Source organism: Micromonospora sp. WMMC264 (assembly GCF_027497275.1).
GTDB classification, from domain to species: domain Bacteria; phylum Actinomycetota; class Actinomycetes; order Mycobacteriales; family Micromonosporaceae; genus Micromonospora; species Micromonospora chalcea.
In genome coordinates this window covers 6,065,001-6,091,209 of sequence record NZ_CP114907.1, presented here as the reverse complement: position 1 = coordinate 6,091,209, position 26,209 = coordinate 6,065,001, and the positions used below count along the sequence as shown (strand labels likewise).

Below are 26,209 nucleotides of genomic sequence, written 5' to 3'. Positions count from 1 at the left end.
CGCGCGGCGGGCGGCGGATGCGCGTAGGTTCCAGGGCATGAGTGCCCGGGATCCCATCGCCGACCTGCGCCGGATCGCGTTCCTGCTGGAACGGGCCAACGAGGCCACCTACCGGGTCCGGGCGTTCCGGTCGGCCGCGAAGACCCTCGGCGCGCTGCCCGCCGCCGAGGTGGCCGAGCGGGCCCGCACCGGCAAGCTGACCGAGCTGTCCGGCGTCGGTGACGTCACCGCCCGCTGCGTGGCCGAGTCGCTGGCCGGGGAGGAACCGGTCTACCTGCGCCGGCTGCTGGCGACCGAGGGCACCGACCTGGACGAGGCGGCGGCGAAGCTGCGGGACGCGCTGCGCGGCGACTGCCACACCCACTCGGACTGGTCCGACGGCGGCTCGCCGATCGAGGAGATGGCGCTCTCGGCGGTCGAGCTGGGCCACGAGTACCTGGTGCTCACCGACCACTCGCCACGGCTGAAGGTGGCCCGGGGCCTGACCGCGGAGCGGCTGCGCAAGCAGCTCGACCACGTCGCCGCCGTCAACGAGGCGCTGCCGAAGGGCTTCCGCCTGCTCACCGGCATCGAGGTGGACATCCTCGCCGACGGCTCGCTGGACCAGGACGAGGACCTGCTGGCCCGCCTGGACGTGGTGGTCGGCTCGGTGCACAGCGGGCTGAACGACGACCGGGCGAAGATGACCCGCCGGATGCTGACCGCGATCGCCAACCCGCACCTGGACATCCTCGGGCACTGCACCGGCCGGATGGTCTCCTCCCGGCCCGCCGGCGTGACCGGGCCGGGCGACAAGGGGCACCGAGCGCGTACCCGCAAGGAGAGCGAGTTCGACGCGGACGCCGTCTTCGCGGCGTGCGCCGAGCACGACGTGGCCGTCGAGATCAACTCCCGGCCGGAACGGCAGGACCCGCCGAAGCGGCTGATCCGGCTCGCGCTGGAGGCCGGGTGCCGGTTCGCCATCGACACCGACGCGCACGCCCCCGGCCAGCTCGACTGGCAGCGGTTCGGCTGCGAGCGGGCCGCGCTGTGCGGGGTGCCGGCGAACCGGGTGGTGAACACCTGGACGGCCGACCGCCTGGTGAAGTGGACAGCCGGCCGTAGCTGAGGGTCAGCCCTGGGCGGCCGGTTCGACAGTGCGGGCCGGCACCACCACGTCCGGGTGCGTGCGGCGCCGCCCGAACAGGCCCTGCGCGACCGCCACGCCGGCCAGCACCACGAGCGCACCCACCGGCTGGTGCCAGGTCATCCGCTCACCCAGCACGACCGCGCCGACGAGCACCGCGAACACCGGAACCAGGTACGTCACTGTGGACGCCGTGCTCGCCCCGGCCAGCCGGATGTTGCGCATGTTGATGACAAAGGCGAGCCCGGTGCCGAGCGCGCCGAGCGCCAGCACGCTCGCGATCACGCGCGGCGAGAGCCCGGCCGGGGACGGCGGCGTCCCGACGAACGGCGCGACCAGCGCGAGCTGCGCGGTCGCCACCAGCAGCTGGGCCGCCGACAGCGACAGCCCGGAGTACGCGCTGCCCGCGACGAACTTCTTCTGGTACGGAATGGCGAGCCCGTAGCAGGCAGCCGCGCCGAAGCACATGAGCTGGCCGACGAAGTGGGCGCCACCGACGCCCTCCCAGACGCCGAGCACCACGAGCACCCCGACGAAGCCCAGCCCCAGCCCGACCGCCCGCCGCACGGTCAGCCGCTCGGTGCGGAACACCAGCACCGCCAGCGGCAGCACGATCAGCGGCGTGGTGGCGTTCCAGATGCCGGCGAGCATCGACTCGACCCGCTGCTCGCCGTAGCCGAACAGCGTGAACGGCACCGCGACGCCGAACGCGGCCACCACGAGCATGTGCCCCCAGACGCGAAGGTCGCGGGGCAGCCGGTCGCGCAGCACGGCGAGCACCACCAGCAGCGTGACCGCGCCGGTGGCCACCCGGTAGAGAGTGAGGTGCACGGGGTGCAGCTCGGCCACGCCGACCTTGATGAACAGAAAACTCGAACCCCAGATGGCGGCAAGCGCGACGAACCCCGGCAGCCAGCTCCGCAGCGGCGCGCGGTCAGGAGTGAAATCGACTGTCACCCCTGACACTCTGCCCCACGGGTACGACGATGTCGTGCGGAATTCGGCTGCGGGGTCACGTAGGGTCCCCTCGTGGGACGAATCGATGACCTCGCCAACCGGTACGTGGCCGAGTGGGCTCCGCTGAGCCCGACCGGGGCCACCTACGTCGGCATCGCCGGCTACGACGACCAGCTCGACGACCTGTCGCCCGACGGCTACGCGGCCCGCGCCGACCTGGCCCGGCGCACGCTCGGCGAACTCGACGTGACCGAGCCGGAGACCGAGGCCGAGCGGACCGCCAAGGAGGCCATGCAGGAGCGCCTCGGCCTGGAGCTGGCCCGGTACGAGGCCGGCGAGACCGGCAGCGAGGTCAACGTCATCTCCAGCGGGCTGCACGAGATCCGGATGGTCTTCGACCTCATGCCGACCGACGGCGAGGAGGCTAAGGCCAACGTGGCGGCCCGGCTCAACCGCTTCGCGTCGGCGCTCGACGGCTACAAGCGCACGCTGCGCGAGGCCGCCGCCGCGGGACGGGTCAGCTCGCAGGTGCAGCTCGTCGAGGTGGCCAAGCAGTGCGACGTCTGGGTCGACCCGGAGGGCGACAACTTCTTCCACGGCATGGTCGAGCGGCTCGACGCCGACGGCGCGCTCGGCGCGGAGCTGCGCAAGGGCGCGGCCGCCGCCACCGCCGCCACCGCCGAGTTCGGGCAGTTCCTGCGCAACGAGCTGGCGCCGGCCGGGCGGGAGAAGCAGGCCGCCGGGCGGGAGCGCTACGAACTGGCCTCGCAGTACTTCCTCGGCGCGAAGGTCGACCTGGACGAGACGTACGCCTGGGGTTTCGCGGAGCTGGCCCGGCTGGAGGCCGACATGCGGACGGTGTCCGCGCGCATCGCCGGGCCCGGCGCCTCGATCGACGACGCGGTACGCGCGCTCGACGCCGACCCGGCGCGGACGGTACGCGGCAAGGAGGCGTTCCGGGACTGGATGCAGGCGCTCGCCGACCAGGCGGTCAGCGACCTGAACGGCACCCACTTCGACATCCCCGAGCAGGTACGCCGGATCGAGTGCTGCCTCGCGCCGACGAGCGACGGTGCCATCTACTACACCGGCCCGAGCGAGGACTTCTCCCGGCCGGGGCGGATGTGGTGGGCGGTGCCGCAGGGCATCACCGACTTCTCCACCTGGCGGGAGGTGACCACCGTCTACCACGAGGGCGTGCCGGGTCACCACCTGCAGGTCGCGCAGACGGCCGTCCGGGCCGACCTGCTCAACCGCTGGCAGCGGCTGTTGTGCTGGGTCTCCGGGCACGGCGAGGGCTGGGCGCTCTACTCCGAGCGGCTGATGGACGAGCTGGGCTACCTCGGCGACCCCGGTGACCGGCTCGGCATGCTCGACGGGCAGGCGCTGCGCGCGGCCCGGGTCATCGTGGACATCGGCATGCACCTGGAGCTGGAGATCCCGAAGGACAACCCGTTCGGCTTCCACCCGGGCGAGCGGTGGACGCCGGAGCTGGGCTGGGAGTTCATGCGGGCGCACTGCCGGGTGCCGGACGAGAACCTGCGTTTCGAGCTGAACCGCTACCTGGGCTGGCCCGGGCAGGCCCCGTCGTACAAGGTGGGCGAGCGGATCTGGTTGCAGGCCCGGGAGGACGCGAAGGCCCGCAAGGGCGCCGACTTCGACCTCAAGGAGTTCCACCGCCAGGCGCTCGACCTGGGCTCGCTGGGGCTGGACCCGCTGCGTAAGGCGCTGGCCCGGCTCTGAGCCGGCTTCCGGGTGCCGGCGGCGCGTTCCGCCGGCACCCGTCCGGTCAGGCGCCGAGCGTCACCTTCAGCGTCGGCCGGCCGGTGAGCGTGTTGCTGGTGACGTACGCCAGGTCGATGACCGGGTCGGTGAACGTCACCGGGATGGGCAGCGTGACCGGCAGGCCGTCCGGGAACGGCAGGTCCGGCGTCAGCGTCAGCTTGATGCCGGCGAGCTTGCCGACGAACCGGGTGCAGTAGAACGCGACGTCGTCGCGGACGGTTAGACGGTCGGTCGCGTACCGCTGGGTGCGACCGCTGGGGCCGTCGGCGACCAGCAGGAAGTCGTCGGTCACGGCTTCCTTCATGCTGAACTTCAGCACCTTGAGCGCGCCCTGCTCGGTCCGCAGGTCGGTGATCCCCTCGAACCGCAGCCCGGTCATGGTCACCTTGGAGCCGGTGAGCTTCGACGGCTGCTTGGCCACCTTCGGCAGGCCCGGGTCGGCGGCGATACGCGGCAGCGGCTTGCCAGGCTCCACCTTGCCGGGCTTCGCCGGTTCCTCCTTGCCCGGCTTGCCCGGTGTCGGGCAGTCGGTCGAGCCGGGACGGGTGGTCGGCTTGCTCGTCGGGGCCGCCGATCCGCTCGCGGTCGGTGTGGGCGAGGGTGTCTCGCTCTTCTTGCTGCCGCCCTTGAACAGGTCACCGATCCCCTCGAAGAAGTCGGTGATGATGTTGCCCTCCCGCGTCGGGCTCGCGCTCGGCGTCGGGGTGGGCGTCGCGGAGGGTGCCTTCGACGGCGTGGCGGGCTTCGTCGGGCAGGCGCTGGCGGCGGGCCTGCTCGGTGCGGCCTGTACCGCGCGCGGCTGCACGGCCAGGCCGGCGGTGGCCAGGCCGAGCACCAGCAGGACGATGCCGAAGGCACGCGGGTCCGCTGAACGGCCCGCCCACTCGGGCGGGCCGCCGTCGGATCCGGCCGCCTGCCCGTTCACCGACTGCCGAGGGACCGGCCGCTCCCCGCCCGGCCGCTCGGCAGTCGGCTGCTCGACGGCCGGCCGTACGGCGGCCGGCACCTCGACGGTCGGCAGTTCCCCGGCCGGCTGCTCGTCAGCGGGTTCCGGGCCGCCCGGCCGGCCGGTGACCGACTGGTCGGCGCCGACCTGCTCGACGCCGACCGGGCCGTCGACGTCGAGCAGGTCGGCGTCCCGCTGGTCCACCCTGGTGTCGCGCTCGTCGTCCGCCTCGGTGTCGCGCTCGTCAGCCGCCAGCTCCGCCGGCCGGGCCGGCACCCAGGCGAAGGCGAGCGCGCTGCCCACGATGCCCAGCAGCAGGCCGAGGAAGAAGCCGCCGAGGTTGAGCCCGATCAGCGAGTAGACGGTCGTGACCGCCGCGACGATCGAGTAGAACAGCCGCTGCGCCGGACTGAGCCAGAGCAGCACGCCGCAGGTCCCGAGGATGGCCGGGATCAGCAACGAGAGCAGGCCGGTGGCGCCGCTGCTGAAGCTCAGGCCGTTGAGGGTCAGCCGGGTGGAGGCGAGCATCTCCACCCCGGCCAGGATGATGAACAGGCCGCCCCAGAACGGCCGGCTCCGCTGCCAGCGGCGGAAGGTCCGCCACGTCCGGGCCGCGGTGCCGAGCCGGGCGTGGGACGGTTCGACGGTTGTCACGTACTCCTCCTGGCGGAGCGGGGGCGGGGACGGTGGGGCGGGCCCGCGGTGGTCGGCCACCGCGGGCCGTGCTCAGCTCAGAAGCACTCCTTGCCCTTGGCGTCGTCACCCACGTTGACCTTGAGCCGCAGCCCGACCAGGTTGAACGTCGAGGACGTGGTGTAGCGGGACACCTGCTTCAGGTCGCGGATGGTGACCCGGTCGGAGTTCTGGCCGAACGAGCCGCGCTGGGCCGTCGGGTTCAGGTCGCTGGCGTCGCGGCCGATCTGGATGTTGGTGAAGGTCGCGTTGCCTTCGAGCGAGTCCATCGCGATCACCAGGTCCTTGGCGCGGGCCGGGTCCTTGCCCTCGCCGGCGTTGATGGTGAGCACCACCGGCAGGCCGGGCAGGTCGGCGCGGACGGACTGGCAGAGGTTGTACAGGTCGGCGCTGCTGATCTCGGCCATCGCGACCGGGCGCGTCGCGCCGGCCTTGCCGTCCTCACCCTTCTCGCGGACGATGCCGCCGTACTGCTTGAAGCCCTCGCCCTCCAGGCGGTCCGCGCCGATCTTGAAGGTCTGCCCGGACACGGTGATGTCGGAGGCGATGGCGCCGGTCGACATGCCGAACAGGATGGCACCGGCGGCTGCCGTGGTGGGCACGATCATGGCGGCGAACCGCTTCCACCGGGTACGACCCTGGTTGTCGAGCCGATTCTGCACGGGTTCCTCCTCGAGCGAATGTGCGCGGCGGCCGGTTGTCGTACCGGTGGCCCGCGCCGGGCCCCGCCCTCTGTTACCGACGGGTAACGATCGAGCCTGATCGTGCACCCGATGCGGCGCAGCTCACAACCCCCTCGTGTACCCGGCGGTAACACGAGTGCGCCACGAAGCTTGCTCGCCATCACCAGGCGTTGACGCTCCGGAGCAGGAAAAGGGCATCAAAGTGCGCAAAGACACCGTCATCGAGCGCCCGATCAACCCACAGTGACGGCACATCGAGGGATTACAATCAAGTAACAAATGTACAGTGCGTCGAGCGCGATGGGCCGTTCGGGGCAGTGTCGTCGGCCGAACATCCGAGCCGGCAGATGACCGGGTCGATCCAGCCGCACCCCCGGATGTCCTAGGGTTTCGGCGTGAATCTCGACGACGTACGGCGCGACTGGACCAAGCTGGGCGCCGAAGATCCGCTGTGGGCCGTCCTCGTCCAGCCCGGTAAGCGCGGCGGGCAGTGGGACGTCGAGGAGTTCCTGGCCACCGGCCGCGCCGACGTCGAGGAGACGACCGGATGGCTGGGCCGGCTCGGCCTGCCCACGCGATGGGACCGCGCGCTGGACTTCGGATGCGGGGCCGGTCGGCTGTCGCAGGCGCTCGCGCCGCACGCCGGCGAGGTCGTCGCCGTCGACATCGCCCCGTCGATGCTGGAGACCGCCCGGCGCCTGGACCGCAGCGCCGGGAACATCCGCTTCGTCCTCAACGACGCGCCGGACCTGAGCCAGTTCCCCGACGGGCACTTCGACCTGGTCTACAGCGCGCTCGTGTTGCAGCACCTGCCGCGCCCGGCGATCGACAGCTACCTCGCCGAGTTCCTGCGCGTCCTGCGCCCCGGCGGGGTCGCCGTCGTGGGCCTGCCGACCGAGCCGGCCCGTACGGCCAAGGGCGTCATCTGGAAGCTCGCGCCGTTCCGCCTGATCAGCTGGGCGCAGCGCCGGCTGCTCAACTACCCCGCGCCGATGAAGATGACAGCGGTGCCGGACGCCGACATGACCCGGCTGGTGGCCGCCAACGGCGGGGAGATCGTCGGGCAGCGGCCCGACCTGCCGTACACCGAGGACTGGATCTGCACCCGGTACGCGGTGCGCCGCCTCTGACCTGCCACCTGCCGCGCACACGAGCAGGCCGGCCGACCCTGGTGGGTCGGCCGGCCTGCTCGTGTGGTGGTGCGAGGGTTGGCGCTCAGGACTCCGCGCGGTCCGCGGCGTGGCGTCCGCCGGCGGGCACGGTCGGGTCGTCGTCGACCGGCTCCGCCGAACGCTGCGACGGCACGTCGTCCACCGGTCCGTCGCCGGCGTCCACCGGCGTCGCGTCGGGCCGGCGGCGAGCCGCGCGGACGATGATGAACAGGCCGAGCAGGAGCAGGAGCAGACCCACGACGCCGAGGACGATCGGCAGCACGGTGGTCAGCAGGTTGATCTGCCCACGCGCGTCCTTGGCCGCCTTGGCCTGCTGCTTCTGGGTGTCCTCGGTGAAGACGAGCGTGGCGTCGATGATCTTGATCTTGTCCGCGCCGGTCTCGTCACGCAGGGTCTGAAGCTGCTTCTCCTGCCCCTTGACGATGACGCCGCTGTCCGGCTCCACCCAGAGGGTGCGGGTGTTGGCGTAGAAGCGGCCGGCCGTCACCGTGGGCTGGGCCGATCCGACCAGGTTGCCCGGCACGTCGATCTCGCTGATCTTGATCGGTTCGGCCGTCATCTCGAACTTGTAGACGGTCAGCCCCTGCAGCTTCTCGGTGCCCACGTACTCGGCGGGGTACGCCTTCCGAGCGGTGTTGTCGAAGTACTGGTACGTCTTCTTCTCCGTACCGAACGGGAAGGTGTAGGTGAGCCCCTCGTGCTTGAAGGGCGCGCCGTTGACCGCCTCGGCACAGCAGGCGACCGACTCCGCCGTACGCCGGTCGAGGGCGACCCGGTCCGTGCTGACCGTGATCTCCTTGCCCGCGTCGTCGATCACCCGGACACCGACGTTGAAGACCGTCCGGTCGGCGTTGCCGGCCTCGACGTCGCCGCGCACCGCGCGGTGGGCGGTCAGGTTGACGCCGCTGCGCTCGGCCAGCGTGCTGAAATCAAGAACGGTCGCGTTCTTCGCCTCTGAAACCGTTACCGAACTCTGGTCAAGGGGCACCTTGACCAGAGCGGGCGCGACGGCCAGCGGCGTCGCCACGGCCCCGACGATCAGGAACGCGCCTGCCGCCACCAAGATGGCACCCGACGTGGGTCGCATGAAACTCCTCCCCTTGTAAAGACTCGACTAGTCGGCTGACAGTACATGACGAGGCCGATTTCGGATATGGTCCGATGCGACCTCTCGCGACGTACTGACTCCGGGGGTGCAGCAGCCACCGGGCTGCGAGATCAAATGGATGTCGAGGGAACTGTGAGCCGACCCGTCAGACCGGACTCGAGCAACGGACAGGCGATCCTGTCCGCAACTAATACCGGCCGTTCGGACGGTTGGTTGCCCGCATTGGAAGGGCTGCGGGCGGTGGCGGTGATCGGCGTGGTCGTCCACCATGTCTCCTTTCTCAGCGGACTGACCAACTCCTTCGCCCACCTCGCAGCTGTGCTGGCCAGGCTGGATGTCGGGGTGGCGATCTTCTTTGCGTTGTCCGGTTTCCTCCTCTATCGGCCATTCGCGCTCGCTGCCATTAACGGACAGTCAGGACCATCCGTTCGGCGATACCTCTGGCACCGCGCGCTGCGCATTCTGCCCGGGTACTGGGCAATGGCGATCGTCGCACTGACTTGGCTCAACATCGACTATCTGAAGTCCGTCTGGGACTGGGCGATCCCCTTTCTTCTGGCACAGATTTACGAGCCATTGCGACTCCCGGTCGGCATGGAGCAGACCTGGAGCCTGGCTACGGAGGCGACTTTCTACCTTGCGCTGCCACTGATAGCGGTGCTCGGCCGCCGAATGGGCGGCCGTACCCCGCTCGGGCGAGCCCGGCGCCAACTGGCGTTCGGTGCCGTACTCGTCCTTGCCGGCCTCATCTGGAATGCGTACGCGCACGGTCCCGACTCGCCTCTACCGGGACTCGCGGTGCTCTGGCTGCCCGCCTTTCTCGACTGGTTCGGCATCGGCATCATGCTGGCCGTGCTCGCCTCGTGGCCCGTCGGCACGACCTCGACCCCGTTCCTCACCGGCCTGACCGGTGACGGGTCTGGGCGGGGCGACGAGGACCTGTGGTCCGCCACGCCGCGCGGCCTGCGCGTGTTCACCTTCGCCCCGGGAACGTCCTGGCTCATCGCCGGCGCGCTGCTCTGGATCGCGAGCACGCCCATCGCCGGCCCGCGCGGGGTCGAACCCGCCAAGCCGGTCGAGTCGGTCACCGAGCACCTGCTGTTCCTGCTCGTCGCCTGGTGCCTGATCGCCCCCCTCGTCGGGCCGGGGTCCGGCGGGGTGCCCCGCGCTCTCCTCAGCCACCGGGCGGTCATGTTCCTCGGCCGGATCTCCTACGGCATCTTCCTCTGGCACCTCCTCGCGCTCGAGGTCTGCTTCCGCCTGCTCGGATTCACCCGGATGAACAGCTCGTTCTGGGTTCTCCTCGCCGTCACCCTGGCCCTCACCGTCCCGGTCGCGACGGCCAGCTACTACCTCATCGAGCGGCCCGCGCGACGGCTGCGGCGGCTCGGTGGCCGCCGCCGGCCCGTGGCCGTCGAGCCCGACCTCCCGCTCCGGGCCGCGACGCCGGCGCCAGCGCTTCAGGGCGCCGGCCCGGCCGGCCTCGGAACTCGCCTCGTACCGGCCGCGGACCCGACGGAACCGCAACACGAGAGCGGCGACCGCCACGAGGAGCAGCCCGGTCGGCAACAGGACCAGTAGCTCCGCCACCCGTTCCGCGCCGACCCGGGGCAGCCACAGACGCTCGGTCCCGTAGACGGTGAGCCCCAGCGCGGCCGGCACCCAGATCCATGCCGGGCCGGGCGTGCGGCGCCGGTGCAGCGCCACCACCGCGGCGGCGCAGCCGAGCCCGACCAGGCCCCCGAGCAGCGCCGGCACCGCCACCGCGAGCAGCGGCGCGGTCGGCATCATCGTCGGCACCACCGGGTACGCGGGTCGATGGCGGCGCGCGGGAATCAGCGCCCCGACCATCAGCAGCACCAACAGGCCCCCGGCGACGAACAGGACGATCCGGTAGTGCTCGCCGGGCGTGAAGACCAGCTCGACGCGGCCGGCGGGACCGGCCGGCACGAACCATCCCTGCTTCCACCCGTCCAGGCGGGCCGCGATCAGCTCCTGCCCGTCGAGCGTCGCCCGCCAGCCGGCGTTGGCGTTCTCCGGAACCATCAGGTAGCTGCCGCCACCCGCACCGATCTCGATCGACCGGCGCTGGTCGTCCCAGTCGACCACGCTCAACGCCCGGCGCGGCGACGCGGCGACGACGGGCCGTTCGGCCGGCGTACCGCTGAAGATCACGCTGTCCACGACGAACCGGTCCGCCGGGGCGGAGACCTCGTTGCCGCCCGCCCGCAGCGTGACCTGCTCCGCGCCCGCCTTCGCGGCCCGGCCCGACGACGTGGCGGGAGCGCAGGCGCGGTAGCGCAGGGGCCGCAGGTCGCGCAGGTCGCGCAGCGTCCCGGTGGCCGTCGTGGGCACCTTCACCCCGTTGACCACGATGGTGGGCCCCGCGCCGCACGGGAGCGTCACCTCACGGTCGAGGCCGCGCGGCTGGTTCAGTTCGGGCACGCCCTGCACGTCCACGCCGCTGAGACCGACCGGCAGCGACTGCGGCTCGAACAGCGCCGTCGACCGGCTGACCCTCGGCACGGTAGAGGTCACTGCAACGGTGAGCCCACGGGTACGCAGAGCCGGGAAGCGGGCGACACCGTCCAGGTCGACAGTCACCTCCCGGATGCCGTCGTCACCGGTGATCCGGACCGTCCTGGGCGGCGCCGCGACGAGGCTCTCCGCGAACCGCAGCCGCACCCAGCTCACCTTGCGCGCGGTGGCCCAGCGCATCTTCACTGTCGGTTGGGGATCGCTCGGATCCGCCCACCAGGCCGTGCCGTCGTCCCCGTCCCCCAGCGACCTCGACGAGGCGACCGGGTCGGCGAACCACGAACTCGACGTCGTGAACGTCTCGCCGCCCGTCATCTCGTCGTACGTCGCGAGCGCGGTGGCGGGCGTGGCCCGGGCCAGGCCGGTGAGCTGGGTGGGGATCGCGTCCGGCAGGTCGAAGCGCCGGGGCACCAGCCCGGTCTCCTCGCCCTGCCGGATCAGGTCGGGAGCGCACAGGTAGTGGTCACCGGCGACCGCGCAGGCGGATCGATCGGTGGCCTTGCGGGCCAGCGCGACCACCTCGGGCGCGACGGCGTCGGCGGGCACCTCCGGCAGTCGCAGGTAGCGCTCGGGCGTCACCCCGGCGACACTCAGCTCCCGGATACCCGCCCGGCGGCCCGGAACGTCGGCGTCCGCGACACTCTCGACTGTCACCCGCAGCCAACTGCTCCGGCCGGCGGGCAGCGGCAACCGCGCCGTCGACCGGCCCGCGCCGGTCACCGGGTGCACCTGGGAACCGCCCTCGGTGCTGACCCGTACCGAGGTGACCGGCGCGCCGATCACCTCGTCGCCCATCACCTGCACCTCCACCGAGTCGGCCTCGATCGGGTCGGCGAAGCGCAGCTCGACCCACTGGCCCACCGGTTTGCGCGCGCCGTCGGACAACCACGCGGTGCCGATGTCGCCGTCGACCGCGGCGAAGGGTGTGGCCGACGGGTCGCGCAGCCCGGCCGGACCGGTGACGTCCGCCGCGCTGGACGACGCCCGGACGTCGGCCACCCCGGCGTACGCCGAGGAGGTGATCGACGACCGCCACGCCGGGTCGAGGATGTCGTGCTCCAGGCGCTCCAACTGGGTCGGGTCCTGCTCGGTCAGGGTCCGCGAGGTGTTGCCCCGGACCAGACCGAAGTCGACCTCCCGGTCCCGGAGGCTGTCGGCGAGCACGGTGCCGCCGTCGCTGACCAGCGGGGGATCGCCGTCGAGGATCACCGGCCGGTTGCCCAGCACACCGGCGTCGCTGAGGTCCAGCAACGTCTCCGGCGCGCCGACCAGGTTGAGCGGCAGCGCGGCGTCGGTCAGCGTGGCCCGGGGCGTCGGCCGGTCCACCTCGTAGATCTCCACCGCCGGGTACGGCTCGTGCAGGCCGTAGTCCCACGCCCCGTTCAGGTCGGGCTTCACCCCGGACGCCGGGCCGAACGCGGCGACCCGGAACAGGCCCGGTGCGCTGTCAAGCGTGCGGTGTACCAGGACCGGCCAGGCGATGCCGCCGACCGGCTGGCGGAGGTCGTTGCGGACGAGCAGGTAGCGCACGCCGAGCCGGCTGAGCACGTCGGCCAGTCCGGGCGAGGCGGTGCCCGAGGCGAGCCGCTCGTCGATGGCGGAGAGCAGCCGCGAGTTGCCAGCCGATCCGCCCGGCACCAGCGCCCGCACCGCCCACGGCGAGTCCAGCAGCGGCTGCACCGGCTCGTCCAGCGGACGTCCCCAGTTGTACTCGGCGAAGTTGGAGCCGGGAACCAGCAGGGTGGTGCCCGGCCCGGCGTGCCGGTCGAGCCACCCGGTCGCCTGCCGCCAGTGCTCGGGCAGCGCGTGGAAGCCGCCGCCCGGAGCGAGTCCCGCCATCCCGGCGCCGCTGGTCACCGCCACGAGCGCGACGGCGGTCGCGCCCAGCGCCACCCGCCGGGGCGCCATGTTCGTGGGGCGCGTGAAGCGGCGGATGAGCGCGATCCGGCCGACCGTGTCCAGCATGTGCGCGGCGGCCAGCGCCAGCGGCAGGCGGATCACGACGTCGAACTTGTGCAGGTTGCGGAGGGCGGCGAGCGGACCGTCGAGCAGTTCACGCATCGGCGACGCGAACGCGGCGCCCCCGGTCGACAGGTTCCCCGCGGTCAGGGCCAGCAGGCCGACCAGCGCGCCGACGAGCAGGAACCGCCGCTCCGGCAGGTCCCGACGGGCGAGCCCGGCCAGGCCGACGCAGGCGATCAGGGCGGTGAGCACGATCATCCACGGGGTGGTGACCAGCGCCCATCCCGCGCGCCACCACGGCACGCCGTCGACGGCCAGGTAACCCACCCAGTGGGTGCTGCCGCGTACCGCCGACGGGAGCGACGTCACGCTGGTCGTGACCGCCGCGCTCTCGGTGTACGGGAGGAACGGGAACCCGTAGCGCTGCAGCAACAGCAGCGGCACCAGCCACCAGAAGGTGGCCGCCACCATCGCCACCGTCCACCACGCCAGCAGGCGAATCCGCCGCCGGCCGGGCGCACGGGTCACCACGTACAGGAACGCCGGCAGCACGGCGCACGCGACGGCCGCGCCGTTCGCGCCGCCCATGCAGACCACAGCGAGCCCGCTGAGCGCCGCGGCCCGCCGCAACGAACCGCCCGCGGCCCCCTTGACCAGTGGCAGCAGGACCCAGGGGGCGACGCAGTACGGCAGCAGTTCCAGCGAGACCGTGCCGACCAGGGACAGCGCCCGGGGGGACAGCGCGAAGATCGCGCCGGCCACCAGACGCGATCCCGGACCGCCGAGGTCGAGGGCGCGCGCCAGGCGCACCACGCCGGTGAGGGCGACGCAGAGCAGGGTCGCCATCCAGAGCCGCTGGACCAGCCAGGCCGGCAGGCCCACCGCCTCACCGAGCAGGAAGAACGGGCCCATCGGGAAGAAGTAGCCGACGGCCTGGTTCTGGAGCGTGCCGAACTGCCAGTCCCCGGTCCACAGGTGAGCCGCGCGGGCGAGGAAACCGCCCGGGTCCAGGGCCATGTCCAGCTTCGTCTCGGGCACGATGAGCCCGGGCTCCTGGGTGACGCAGAGACCGATCAGCGCGAGACAGACCAGTAGCTCGCGCAGGCGCCACACCGCCAGGGACACCGTGGCGCTCGGAATTCCGGGGGTACGGCGAGCGGTCGACCAGGCGGTCAGCACTGCCGTACCGGAACGCCGGTGAGCAGTTCGTCCGCTCCGGCGTTCCGCTCGTCGATGTCGTCGGCTGCGACCCCCGCCTGCAGCAGCGCCTGCCGGACGGCGGCCGGCTCGGCGGCCGGCACCAGGAGCAGCAGGTTCTGCCCGTCGATCGCGACGTGCCGGGTACGCGGCAGGAGCGGCGCCACCCGGGCCAGAAGGCGTTCCGGCTGGTCGGTCCGGACCACCACCGACGTGTTCCCGGCGGCCCAGGGCAGCGGGCGCGGCGTCAGCAGATCCCCGAGGACCGCACGCACCCGCCGGCCGGTGTCGGTCCAGCGGAACGAGTCGCTCCACCGCCGGCACTCCGCGGCCATCCGTTCCGGCTCTCCGGGCGTCGCCAGGGAGTCCAGCGCGCGGTCGAGGCCGGCGGCCAGGTTCTGCGCCGGATCCTCACCCTCGTCGACCAACCATCCGGTACGGCCCGGCCGGACCGCGTCGCGCAGCCCGTCCACGTCGAAGGCGACAGTGGGCAGCCCGGCGGCGGCCGCCTCCACCACCACGAGACCCCAGCCCTCACCCCACGAGGCGGAGACGTGCAACCAGGCGGCGGCCAGCAGGGCGTCCCGCTCGGCGGCGGGCAGGTGGCCGTGCACGGTGACCATGTCGTTCAGCCCGCGCTCGTCGACCAGCCGGCGGACGCTCGCCGCGTCCGGCCCACCGCCGACGATGTCCAGACGCAGGTCGGGCCGTTGCGCCCGGAGCCGGGCCACGGCGTCGACCACCAGGTCCACCCGCTTGTGCCGGGTCACCCGGCCGACGCAGACGACACGTGGCCGGTCGGCGCGGGTCACGCCCGCGGCGGCCGGCCGGGACGCGTCGGCGCCGTTGGGCGCCACGACCACCGGGCCGGTCCAGCGCAGCCGCTCCCGGATCGCCACCGCCGTCGAGGGGGAGACCGCGAGCGTCACCGCGCGGCGGTAGACGCGCCGGGCGACCGGTCCCTCCAGCCAGGCGCCGAAGCGACCCACGACCGGGCCGAAGTACAACCGGAACTGCCGGTCGTGCACGTGGTGGATCACGCAGATCACCGGCACGGCCGCCGGCAGGACCGCCGGACTGAAGAACGGGATGCCGTTCTGGCAGTCCACCACCGCGTCGAACTGCCGGCGGTGGCGCGCCAGCCAGCCCAGCACCCGGGGGTAGATGGTCCACCGGCCGCCGGTACGGACGATCCGGATGCCCTCGCGGACCTCGTCGCCGGGCTGCCCGTTCGGGCGCGCGGTGACGAAGGTGACCTCCGCGCCGGCGGTCACCAGGTCGCGGGCGACCTGCCAGGCGTACACCTCGGCGCCCCCGGCGTCAGGATGCCAGGGGTCCTTCCAGTTGAGCACCACGACCCGGCGGCCCACCACGGTGGCGTCGGTGGTGGGTGCCGCGTCGGTAGAGGGTGTTCCGACACTCACGGCCGCATTCCAACGGCGGCCGTGCCGCCGGTGACGTCCGGCGTGACCGGAAGCGTGACGAGTGGCATCACCGGGGCGACGTCGGCGCCACGGAGCCACCAGTTGATCTTCGCGACGTCCACGAAGCTCTGCCAGCCGTGCCGGACCGGTGAGAAGCGGGAGCCGGGTACGTCCACCCAGCTGACCGGAATCTCCACCAGGCGGGCGCCCGCCCGCTCGGCGCGGCCCAGCACCTCGACGTCGAACGCGAATCCACCGCACCGCAGGGGCGCGAAGACCCGCCGGGCGACGTCGTTGCGGAAGAACTTGAACCCGCACTGCGTCTCGCTGACGCCGCGCACCACCTGCCGGACCGCGCCCCGGAACGCCACCGCGCCCCAGCGTCGCAGCACGCTGTGCCGCTCCTCGACGACCGACTCGGGGTGGGCCCGCGACCCGACCACCGCGTCTGCGCCGTCGTACAGGAGATTGAGCACCTGGGCGAGAGCGGCCGGCGCGGTGGCCAGATCGGCGTCACAGAAGCCTACGTAACGGGCGTCGCTGGCCAGCACACCCCGACGCACCGCAAAGCCCTTGCCCGGTTCGCCGCACCAGAGCAGGCGGACCGGAACCGGGCCGGGCGGCGCGTTCACCACCACGGCGCTGGTCCCGTCGTCGCTGGCGTTGTCCACCACGGTGACCCGGCAGGGCACGCCGAGTTCGGCCAGCGCCGCCCGGAGCAGGACCAGGGTGTCGGGCAGCCGGAGCGCCTCGTTGTACGCGGGCACCACGACGTCGAGTACGACCAGTTCTGACGAGACGTCAGGAGGGGGGACCTCCATGCCGCACCGTCAGCGCTCGCCGTACACGATGATGGGCTGCTCCACGCTCGCTGGCTTGCTGTTGCTGTTGCCGAGGGTGGACGCCCCGATCGAGACGGCCAGGATTCCCAGCACGGCACCCACCGCCGCGGCGACTACCGCGGTGAGGAGGGGATTGAAGGATGCCTTCATCGATGATCCCTTCGGAAAAAGGTACCGAAGAGTAACATGCGTCACTGCCGCTTGACCCGGTGCGAAAGGGCGATCACCAGGGTGGCCCCCAGTACCGAATACCCCAGGACCGGCATTATGCCGATGCGACCGGACGAACCGGAGAAATCGGAATCCGGCAGACGCAACAGCGTCAATGCCCCGTCCCGCCGGACCAGCTCGGCGCTCACGAACCGGCCCTCCACCTGCGCGGCGTCCGGTTGGTCCGTCTGCACGAGCACATACCGCACCCCGAGCCGGCGCAGATCCGGTCCCGGATCACCCGGCGCCGCCAACGCCGCCGCCACCCGGTCCGCCTCCCGGCTCTCCCCACGGATCCGGTCCTGGCCGACCAGCACGTCCTGGTCCCCGACCACCGGCCGGCGGAACGCCCGCGAGGCCGGATCGAGCACCGGCACGTTCCCCGCCCACGGATAGGCCCGGAACGAGGACCAGGGCAGCGACACCAGGGTGCCCCCGGCCGGATCCCGGTTCACCTCGGCGCGCACCGCCGCCCACTCCGCCGGGTACCGCACCGTGTCGAACTGACCACCGAGACCCCACGCCAGACCGGGCATGAGCAGCACCGGAGCGACCACCAGCAGCGGGGCCAGCGCCCGGGCGCCGGTCGTCACGAGCGACTCCACGAGCATCCCGAGACCCACCGCCTGCACCAGTGCCAGCGGAGCGAGCAGCCGGGTGCCGTCCCGGACCGCGCCGGCCAGCGGAACGTGCTCGACCAGCGCGGCCATCCACTGCGCGCCCAGCGGCCACGCCGGCGCCACCGCGACCACAGTGCCCAGCACCGCGCCGGCGAGCAGACCCCACCAGGCCGCCGACGGCCAGCGGCGACGGGTAAGCACGTACCCCCACAGCGCCGCGCCGGCCAGCGCCAGCGCGATCAGGGCGACCGCCCACTGGTCCCGGCCGACCGGCACGGCGTTCCGGCTCCACACGCCGCCCAGAGTCGCGACGCTGGCGAGCACGCCGAGTGGCGTGTCCGCGCGGACCGCGAACGCGGCCACCCCCCGCTCGTCGACGTCGACGGCGCCGCCCCGGCTCACCAGCGCGAGCCACCACGGAGCGGTCAGGCCGGCCAACGTCGCCGCCCCCGACACAAACGCCCGCCACCGGCGCGCCAGAGCCAGCGCCGGGGCACAGGCGAACACCGCCGCCAGCACCATCGCCGGGCCGCCCAGCACCACCGCGGCCCCTCCGGCCACTGCGGAACGCCGCCCCGGGCCGGTGCCCTCGGGCGGCGGCCGGAGCACCCCCAGCACCCAGGCGAACGCCCAGGGCAACGCCGCGAACCCCGCCACCACCGCCCACTGCCCGAGGTGCAGCCGCCCGTACACCCAGGGGTTCCAGACGTACGCGAGCCCGGCGGCGACCCGCGCCAGCGGATGACCGACGGGCGCCAGCCGCGCGGCGCCCACCGCGGCCAGGACGAGACAGCCGGCCAGGAGCACCTTCTGGGCCACGTCGGCCGGGACGACCTGCGACAGCCCGACCGCGAGCAGCTCGCTCGGTACCGCACGCGGCAGTTCGGAGCCGCTGCCCCAGACCACCGCGCCGAACGGCGGGTCCGGCACGAACACCAGGTCGTAACGGAGGACGAAGCCACGGCGCAGCACCGGGCCGAGGATCGCGACGACCACGCCGACACCGAGCGCCGTCTCCGGCCACCAGCGGCGCAGCGCGACGGCGGCCCGCGACAGCGCCGGACCGAAGCTCGGTGACGCTCGACGCACACGGACCCCCATGAACCTGGACGGAAGCGGGCCCGACGTCGCACCCGGGGCTCCGGACAGCACTCTAGGCACAGGGCGAGTACGGACGGTAGCTTGCCTCACGACGTCGACGAGCGAGCCGCGACGACGACGCGAGGTTCGAGGCGAACCCGTTCCACCGGCGACACCGACATGAGGCGCGATGACAGAGACCACGGCAGGGCCCGGCGCAAGCCGCCTGGGAACCGCCGGCGCGGCCGTCGCGGTCGCCGCGATGGCGACGAACGGGCTCGCCTACCTGCTGCCCATGCTCGGCGCCCGGTACCTGCCGGTCGAGGAGCTGAGCGTCCTCGCCACGACGCTGGCCCTCGTCGCGATCGCCGGCGTCGCCGGCGTGGGGCTGCAGATGGCGGTCGCTGTGCACCGGGCCCGCCACCCCGGCGCGCCGACGCACCGGGTCAGCCTCGTCACCACGGCGGTCGCCGGCGGCGCCGTCGTCGTGGCCGCGCCGCTGATGATCACCGGTCTGCGGCTGTCGTCGACCGTCGTGGCGCTGGTCGCCGGCACCACTGTCGCTGTCGTCCTGGCCGCCCGGTGGCTCGGCGAACTGCAGGGTGAGCAACGCTTCGTCCGTCTCGCCTGGGCGATGGGGGTGGTGGCGCTCGGGCGGTACGGCGGCATGATCGTCGCGCTGGTCCTCGACGCCGACGTCGTGGTCACCCTGCTCGCCGGCATGCTCACCGCCTGGCTCGTGCTACCGGCGCTGGCCTGGATCGCCCGCCCCGACCGGCCCGTCGGGAACGACGTCGCCGCCACCATGCGGATCCGGCAGGTGGCGAGCGCCGGCACCGCCGCGCTGGCGATGCTCGCGGTGTCGTACGCCGACCTGATCTTCGCCCGCCAGCTGCTCTCGCCCGCCGACTCCGGGGCGTACGCGGTCGGAACCGTGCTCACCAAGGGCGCGCTCTGGGCCCCCCAGGTGATCGTGGTGCTGGCGCTGCCCCGGCTCGCCGTGGGAGACAACCGGGTCCGTACCGTCGTGCTCGCCATCGTCGCCGGCTGCGGCGTCGTGCTCGTCGCCGCCTCGGCCCTGGCCGGCGGGTTCGCGTTCCGGCTGGTGGGCGGCGAGGACTACACGTCCCTGGGGAGGTACGCCCCGTTCTTCGCCGCCACCGGCGCGCTCTACGCACTGATCTTCGCGGCCGTCAACGCGAAGATTGCGGCGGGCGCGCGCTGGCCGTCCGCGCCGCTCTGGGTCGCCGCGGCCGTCCTGGCCGTGCTCACCACCACCGTCGCGCCCCGCACGTTCCAGGGCATCATGTGGTGCGCGCTCGCCACCGCCGCGGGAACCGCGCTGGTGATGGTGTTCAGCCCTCCGCGAGCCAGTCGCCCAGCAGCCGGTGATCGATCGAGTCCACCCGGCCCAGCGGCCGCCCTGCCGCGACCCGCGCCCGCAGCTCCGCCCGGCTGAACCAGCGCGCCGCCAGCAACTCCACCCCGTCGACCCGGACCTCCTCGGACACGGCGACAGCCCGGAAACCCGCCATCAGCCCGGCGGGAAACGGCCACGCCTGCGACCCCTGGTAGACCACGTCGGTGACGGTGACGCCCGCTTCCTCGGCCAGCTCCCGGCGGACCGCGTCCTCCAGGCTCTCGCCGACCTCGACAAAGCCGGCCAGCGTCGAATAGCTGCCCTCGGCCGCGCCCGCGTGCCGGGCCAGCAGGCACCGCCCGGTCCGGCCGGGCGCCTCGACCAGCACGATCACGGCCGGCTCGATCCGGGGGAACCACAGCCGCCCGCACTCCCCACCGCTACAGGTCCGCATGTGCCCGCCGCCACCGGCCACGGCCCGGGCGCCGCACGCGCCGCAGTACCGCTGCTGCCGGTGCCAGAGCAGCAACCCCCGGGCGTACGCCTGCACCGCCGCTCCGGCCGGGTCGAGCCGGCCCACGAGCGTCCGGACATCGACAGCGCGCGTCGCGGCGGCCAACTCGACGGCGGCCCGCTCGCCGAGCGCGGAGAGATCGGCCGCGAACACCGCGACGTCGTCGTCGAGCCCCAGGAAGACGGTCTCCCCGGCGGCCGACCGGACGCGGGACGCGTGCTCGCCGGTGAGCCGGACCGGACCGGCCGCGTCGACCAGGCAGCGGTCCCGCCACAGCGGCAACACCACGCTCACCGGATCGGCCAGCCGCCCGGCCAGCCACTCCGCGTCACCGCGCAGCGCCGCCGCCCGGTCGAGCCACCCACCGCCGTACGCCAGCACCCGCTCACCGTGCCACGATCCGCGCCCGGGCGCGGCCCCGAATCGGGTGATCGGGCCGACACCGCCGAACCCCCGACACGACGCCGGGCCGGAGACTCCCGGCGCGCCCGGGCGTTGGTTACCGTAGGTGTCTCCCGCGGGGGAAGCGGTCCCCGCGTGTACTTCCGATCGAGGTTGCAGTGACGATGTACGGCGAGAAGATGCCGGCTGCCGACGACCGGCCCACCATCAAGGTGGCGGCGGTGAGCTGGCCCGGCGTCGAGATGGAGCCGGTCGCCACACCGCCCGGAGGCGGCGCGGCCAAGCCCACACGCTCGCGACGGGCCCGGCTGCTGCTGGCCGGGGGGATCGTCGCGGCCGTGCTCGCCGGCGGCGTCGGCCTGGGCGCCTACGCGTACGCCGGTGACGTGCCCCGCGGCACCACGGTGCTCGGCACCGAGTTGGGCGGGCGCAGCCGCGCGGAGGCGGCGGCGGCGCTCCGCGCCGAGCTGGAGCGCCGGGCCGAGGCGTTGAACGCCCCGCTGGCGGTCACCGTCGGTGAGAAGAAGGCCGAGCTCAAGCCGTCCGACGTGGGGCTCGCCATCGACGTGGACGCCACTGTGGCGGCCGCCGCGAAGGCCGACGCGCACGCGGTGAGCCGGCTCGTCGGTTCCCGTACGGTCGAGCCGGTGGTCACCGTCGACCGGCCCAAGCTGGAGGCCGCCCTGCGGAAGGTGATGGGCTCGCAGGGGCGCGAGATGACGATGCCGGCGATCATCTGGACCGGCACCACCCCGAAGCCGGTCTACCCGAAGCCGGCGCTCACCGTCGACACCGACGGCGCCACCGCTGTGGTGAAGGCCGGCTGGCTGGCCGCCGAGCCGGTCACCGTGCCGCTCGTCGAGAAGTGGCCCGCCACCACCCGTGAGGAGGTCGACCGCCTCGTCGCCGAGCTGGCCCGGCCCGCCGTCGCCGCGCCGGTGACGCTCACCACCGACGGCGGTTCGGTCACCATCCCGCCCGCCGCCATCGCCCGGGCACTGCGCTTCTCCGCCGACGACGCCGGCACGCTCACCCCGAAGGTCGACGTCAAGCGGCTCCGCGCCGCGCTCGGCGACCGGCTGACGAAGCTGGAGGTCGAGCCGCAGGACGCCGGGCTGACCATCAGCGGCGGCAAGCCGAAGGTGGTGCCCAGCAAGGCCGGCCGCCAGGTCGACGCCGCCGCGCTCGGCCCGGCCCTGCTCGCGGTGCTGCCCAAGTCCGAGGGCCGTACGGTGTCCGCCGAGCTCAAGCCGGCCGCGCCCGAGCTGACCGAGGCGGAGCTGGCGAAGCTGGGCATCAAGGAGCGGGTGTCGACCTTCACCACCCACTTCACCGGCGGCCTCTCCTCCCCGCGCAGCCAGAACATCGTCCGCGCGGCGAAGGACGTGGACGGCACGCTCGTGAAGCCGGGTGAGACGTTCTCGCTCAACGGGCACACCGGCGAACGCGGCTACGACCAGGGATACAAGGACGCGCCCACGATCGTGAACGGCAAGCTGGTGCCGGGCGTCGGTGGCGGCGTCTCCCAGTTCACCACCACGCTGTTCAACGCCACCTACTACGCCGGGCTGGAGGACGTGGAGCACAAGCCGCACTCGTTCTACTTCAGCCGCTACCCGGCCGTGATCGAGTCGACCATCTACTGGCCGCAGCTCGACTTCAAGTTCCGCAACAACACGCCCCACGGCGTGCTCATCGACACCTCGTACACGTCCAGCTCGATCACCGTCTCGATCTGGAGCACCAAGATCTACGACAGCGTCAAGACGGAGTACGGCCCCCGCCGCAACATCACCCAGCCGAAGACCGTGTACCTGACCCCGGGGCCGTCCTGCATCCCCGCCGCGGGCGCCGTCGGGTTCGCCCAGGACGCCTTCCGGGTCATCAAGAAGGACGGCAAGGTCGTCAAGCGGGAGAAGTTCAGCTGGCGCTACGACGCCGAGCCGCGCTTCATCTGCGCCCCGAAGCCGGGCGACGACTGATCCACGACACACGGAAAGGCCCCGCCGGACGCATCCGGCGGGGCCTTTCCCATGCTTGTCACGGCCGCGCCGCGGCCAGCCCTTCGCGTACGCCGTCGGCGTCCCGGTCGGTGCCATAGACGGGCGTGTCCGGCTGCTGCCGCCAGCTCTCGTCCAGGGTGCCCGCGTCGACCGGGTCGAAGCCCAGATCGTCCACGAGGCCCATCACGATCCGCTTGGCGTCCGCGTCGTCGCCGGCCACCGGCAACGCGATCCGGCCCGCCGTACCCGCCGGCTTGCCCTCGTCCATCAGGTGCGCCGCCTGGATGTTGTTGAAGACCTTCACCACCCGGGCGCCCTTGAGGTGGTCAGCGGTCCAGCGACTGGAGCTGAGGCTGCGGTCGAGCAGCTCGGCGATGTCGCCGTCCCGCTGGGGGTAGTAGTTGTTGGCGTCGACCACCAGCTTGCCGTCGAACAGCGCCGCCGGAAGCTGCGGCACCGCCTTCAGCGGGATCGCGATGACCACCAGCTCGGCGCCCTGCACGGCCTCCTCCACCGACACCGCCCGGGCGCCGGTCTCGGCGGCCAGGTCGGCGAGGCTCTGCGGCCCGCGGGAGTTGGCCACCGCGACGTCGTGGCCGAGTGAACGCAGACGACGGGTGAGGGTGCCCCCGATGTGCCCCGACCCGATGATTCCAATCTCCATGTCCACTCCTGTACCCCGTGCGGTCGGCCCCGATCACGGTCCCGACGTACGCCATGTCACGTTTCGGCCCACCGGCGTGGCCGTTGTCAGAGGTCCCGGCTCGACGGTACGAGACTGACGCGGCCGACGTGGTGATTCCCGTCGGCCGGCCCGAATCCAGGCGGTGTGGTGGCCGGTTCGGCTGTTCGGGGAAGTGGTGGGTGGTCCACCGTTCACGCGCGTCGGCATGAGGACCGGTTTTCGGGGTGGACGCGTTTCAGGGCCACCCCCGTGAGGGGTGGCCCTGAAACGAAAGGTTGTCCGGCGGTGTCCTACTCTCCCACACCCTCCCGAGTGCAGTACCATCGGCGCTGGAGGGCTTAGCTTCCGGGTTCGGAATGTGACCGGGCGTTTCCCCTCCGCCATGACCGCCGTAACTCTATGAACATGTCAACCAACCCAACCTGTGGGTGATCGTTTGTTCAGAGTTGCACAGTGGACGCGTAGCAGCTTGGTAGTCAAGTCCTCGGCCTATTAGTACCGGTCAACTGAACCCGTTACCGGGCTTACATTTCCGGCCTATCAACCCAGTCGTCTAGCTGGGGGCCTTACCCCACAAAGTGGGTGGGATACCTCATCTTGAAGCGAGCTTCCCGCTTAGATGCTTTCAGCGGTTATCCCTTCCGAACGTAGCTAACCAGCCGTGCCCCTGGCGGGACAACTGGCACACCAGAGGTTCGTCCGTCCCGGTCCTCTCGTACTAGGGACAGCCCTTCTCAAGTATCCTACGCGCACGGCGGATAGGGACCGAACTGTCTCACGACGTTCTAAACCCAGCTCGCGTACCGCTTTAATGGGCGAACAGCCCAACCCTTGGGACCTGCTACAGCCCCAGGATGCGACGAGCCGACATCGAGGTGCCAAACCATCCCGTCGATATGGACTCTTGGGGAAGATCAGCCTGTTATCCCCGGGGTACCTTTTATCCGTTGAGCGACACCGCTTCCACATGCCAGTGCCGGATCACTAGTCCCGACTTTCGTCCCTGCTCGACCTGTCAGTCTCACAGTCAAGCTCCCTTGTGCACTTGCACTCAACACCTGATTGCCAACCAGGCTGAGGGAACCTTTGGGCGCCTCCGTTACCCTTTAGGAGGCAACCGCCCCAGTTAAACTACCCACCAGACACTGTCCCTGAACCGGATAACGGTCCGAAGTTAGATACCCAAATCAACCAGAGTGGTATTTCAAGATTGCCTCCACCCATACTGGCGTATAGGCTTCACCGGCTCCCACCTATCCTACACAAGCTAATTCAGATACCAATGTCAAGCTATAGTAAAGGTCCCGGGGTCTTTCCGTCCTGCCGCGCGTAACGAGCATCTTTACTCGTACTGCAATTTCGCCGGGCCTGTGGTTGAGACAGTGGGGAAGTCGTTACGCCATTCGTGCAGGTCGGAACTTACCCGACAAGGAATTTCGCTACCTTAGGATGGTTATAGTTACCACCGCCGTTTACTGGCGCTTAAGTTCTCCGCTTCGCCCTTGCGGGCTAACAGGTCCCCTTAACGTTCCAGCACCGGGCAGGCGTCAGTCCATATACATCGAATTACTTCTTCGCATGGACCTGTGTTTTTAGTAAACAGTCGCTTCCCCCTGCTCTCTGCGGCCATACAACGCTCCACCCGCGCGGGGCTTCACGTCTCCGGCCCCCCTTCTCCCTAAGTTACGGGGGCAATTTGCCGAGTTCCTTAACCACAGTTCGCCCGATCGCCTCGGTATTCTCTACCTGACCACCTGTGTCGGTTTGGGGTACGGGCCGCTAAGAACTCGCTAGAGGCTTTTCTCGGCAGCATAGGATCACTGACTTCACCTGAATCGGCTCGGCATCACGTCTCAGCCCCATGTGTCGCGGATTTGCCTACGACACGGCCTACACGCTTACCCCGGCACAACCACCGGCCGGGCTCAGCTACCTTCCTGCGTCACCCCATCGCTTGACTACTACCCGCCAGGTTCCCACGCTCCCCAACCTCAACCCGAAGGTCTTGGCCGGTTTGGGTGGTTAGCACAACGAGGTTCGTCAGGGTCGCTCTTTCGCGGGTACGGGAATATCAACCCGTTGTCCATCGACTACGCCTCTCGGCCTCGCCTTAGGTCCCGACTCACCCAGGGCGGATTAGCCTGGCCCTGGAACCCTTGGTCATCCGGCGGAAGGGTTTCTCACCCTTCTTTCGCTACTCATGCCTGCATTCTCACTCGTGCCGCGTCCACAACTGGGTCACCCCGCTGCTTCACCCCCGGCACGACGCTCCCCTACCCATCCACACACCTGCACCTGGCATCAAGGCCAGGCGAAGTTAAAATGTGAATGCCACAGCTTCGGCGGTGTGCTTGAGCCCCGCTACATTGTCGGCGCGGAACCACTTGACCAGTGAGCTATTACGCACTCTTTAAAGGGTGGCTGCTTCTAAGCCAACCTCCTGGTTGTCTATGCGACCCCACATCCTTTTCCACTTAGCACACGCTTAGGGGCCTTAGCTGGTGATCTGGGCTGTTTCCCTCTCGACTACGAAGCTTATCCCCCGCAGTCTCACTGCCGCGCTCTCACTTACCGGCATTCGGAGTTTGGCTGATTTCGGTAAGCTTGTGGGCCCCCTAGACCATCCAGTGCTCTACCTCCGGCAAGAAACACGCGACGCTGCACCTAAATGCATTTCGGGGAGAACCAGCTATCACGGAGTTTGATTGGCCTTTCACCCCTAACCACAGGTCATCCCCCAACTTTTCAACGTTGGTGGGTTCGGCCCTCCACGCGGTCTTACCCGCGCTTCAGCCTGCCCATGGCTAGATCACTCCGCTTCGGGTCTAGAGCATGCGACTAAAAACGCCCTATTCAGACTCGCTTTCGCTACGGCTCCCCCACACGGGTTAACCTCGCCACA

The 26,209-nt window shown here is 71.3% G+C and carries 15 protein-coding genes, 2 rRNA genes and 1 pseudogene (1 of these 18 running past the window's edge); 5 read left to right on the top strand and 13 right to left on the bottom strand.

The features are described 5' to 3' along the window. Positions 1–37: 37 nt before the first annotated feature. Positions 38–1,108, top strand: coding sequence for a PHP domain-containing protein (locus O7542_RS27095; RefSeq protein ID WP_281605384.1), 1,071 nt, complete (start codon positions 38–40; stop codon positions 1,106–1,108). Here O7542_RS27095 and O7542_RS27090 read toward each other — a convergent pair. Further along, positions 991–2,083, bottom strand: a pseudogene (locus O7542_RS27090) (DMT family transporter); the annotation flags it as partial. The gene O7542_RS27095 and the pseudogene O7542_RS27090 sit on opposite strands and share 118 nt — an antisense overlap. 72 nt (positions 2,084–2,155) lie before the next feature. Here O7542_RS27090 and O7542_RS27085 point away from each other — a divergent pair. Further along, positions 2,156–3,826, top strand: a complete 1,671-nt coding sequence (locus tag O7542_RS27085) for a DUF885 domain-containing protein (protein WP_043327819.1) — start codon at positions 2,156–2,158, stop codon at positions 3,824–3,826. A gap of 46 nt (positions 3,827–3,872) precedes the next feature. On the opposite strand, the gene O7542_RS27080 is transcribed toward O7542_RS27085, so the two are convergent. Both O7542_RS27080 and O7542_RS27075 read right to left on the bottom strand, forming a co-directional pair. Next, the gene (locus O7542_RS27080; protein WP_281605382.1) at positions 3,873–5,468 is read right to left on the bottom strand and encodes a DUF6114 domain-containing protein; all 1,596 of its coding nucleotides are present in this window, start codon (positions 5,466–5,468) and stop codon (positions 3,873–3,875) included. Between the two features lie 77 nt (positions 5,469–5,545). After that, a complete protein-coding gene (locus tag O7542_RS27075; protein WP_043327818.1) occupies positions 5,546–6,169 on the bottom strand; it encodes a DUF6230 family protein in 624 nt (207 codons plus the stop codon). A gap of 416 nt (positions 6,170–6,585) precedes the next feature. On the opposite strand from O7542_RS27075, the gene O7542_RS27070 reads away from it, so the two are divergent. After that, positions 6,586–7,320 carry a class I SAM-dependent methyltransferase gene (locus tag O7542_RS27070; protein WP_051611329.1) on the top strand — a complete coding sequence of 245 codons (735 nt, stop codon included), beginning with the start codon at positions 6,586–6,588 and terminating at the stop codon, positions 7,318–7,320. Positions 7,321–7,405: 85 nt separating this feature from the next. Here O7542_RS27070 and O7542_RS27065 read toward each other — a convergent pair whose 3' ends face one another. The 6 genes from O7542_RS27065 to O7542_RS27040 form a co-directional block, all read right to left on the bottom strand. Then, positions 7,406–8,449: a DUF3068 domain-containing protein gene (locus O7542_RS27065; RefSeq protein ID WP_083297040.1), complete on the bottom strand. Its 1,044-nt coding sequence runs from the start codon at positions 8,447–8,449 to the stop codon at positions 7,406–7,408. A gap of 804 nt (positions 8,450–9,253) precedes the next feature. Then, positions 9,254–14,149 carry an alpha-(1->3)-arabinofuranosyltransferase family protein gene (locus O7542_RS27060; protein WP_281605381.1) on the bottom strand — a complete coding sequence of 1,632 codons (4,896 nt, stop codon included), beginning with the start codon at positions 14,147–14,149 and terminating at the stop codon, positions 9,254–9,256. Next, the gene (locus O7542_RS27055) at positions 14,143–15,591 is read right to left on the bottom strand and encodes a glycosyltransferase family 4 protein (RefSeq protein ID WP_205799028.1); all 1,449 of its coding nucleotides are present in this window, start codon (positions 15,589–15,591) and stop codon (positions 14,143–14,145) included. Before O7542_RS27055 ends, O7542_RS27060 begins: the two co-directional genes overlap by 7 nt. Beyond that, on the bottom strand, positions 15,588–16,412 hold the full coding sequence (locus tag O7542_RS27050) for a glycosyltransferase (RefSeq protein WP_064446837.1): 825 nt from the start codon (positions 16,410–16,412) through the stop codon (positions 15,588–15,590). Before O7542_RS27050 ends, O7542_RS27055 begins: the two co-directional genes overlap by 4 nt. A 9-nt stretch (positions 16,413–16,421) precedes the next feature. After that, positions 16,422–16,583: a hypothetical protein gene (locus O7542_RS27045; protein WP_157539048.1), complete on the bottom strand. Its 162-nt coding sequence runs from the start codon at positions 16,581–16,583 to the stop codon at positions 16,422–16,424. 41 nt (positions 16,584–16,624) lie between these two features. Beyond that, complete coding sequence (locus O7542_RS27040; protein WP_166457826.1) at positions 16,625–18,364, bottom strand: hypothetical protein; 1,740 nt, start codon at positions 18,362–18,364, stop codon at positions 16,625–16,627. Positions 18,365–18,533: 169 nt separating this feature from the next. On the opposite strand from O7542_RS27040, the gene O7542_RS27035 reads away from it, so the two are divergent. After that, positions 18,534–19,802 carry a polysaccharide biosynthesis protein gene (locus O7542_RS27035; protein ID WP_166457827.1) on the top strand — a complete coding sequence of 423 codons (1,269 nt, stop codon included), beginning with the start codon at positions 18,534–18,536 and terminating at the stop codon, positions 19,800–19,802. On the opposite strand, the gene nudC is transcribed toward O7542_RS27035, so the two are convergent. Further along, positions 19,699–20,598, bottom strand: coding sequence for an NAD(+) diphosphatase (gene nudC / locus O7542_RS27030; RefSeq protein ID WP_043327813.1), 900 nt, complete (start codon positions 20,596–20,598; stop codon positions 19,699–19,701). The genes O7542_RS27035 and nudC overlap by 104 nt on opposite strands. 185 nt (positions 20,599–20,783) lie before the next feature. Here nudC and O7542_RS27025 point away from each other — a divergent pair, with 185 nt between their 5' ends. Then, entirely contained in the window at positions 20,784–22,601 is a 1,818-nt protein-coding gene (locus O7542_RS27025) for a VanW family protein (RefSeq protein ID WP_205799042.1), read from the top strand. A 58-nt stretch (positions 22,602–22,659) separates the two neighbouring features. Here O7542_RS27025 and O7542_RS27020 read toward each other — a convergent pair whose 3' ends face one another. The 3 genes from O7542_RS27020 to O7542_RS27010 form a co-directional block, all read right to left on the bottom strand. Next, positions 22,660–23,286 (bottom strand): NADPH-dependent F420 reductase, encoded by a 627-nt coding sequence (locus O7542_RS27020; protein WP_069089577.1) that lies wholly within the window; start codon positions 23,284–23,286, stop codon positions 22,660–22,662. Between the two features lie 298 nt (positions 23,287–23,584). Next, positions 23,585–23,701: ribosomal RNA gene (gene rrf / locus O7542_RS27015) — 5S ribosomal RNA — on the bottom strand. Positions 23,702–23,779: 78 nt separating this feature from the next. Then, positions 23,780–26,209, bottom strand: a 23S ribosomal RNA gene (locus tag O7542_RS27010); it runs 679 nt beyond the window's last position.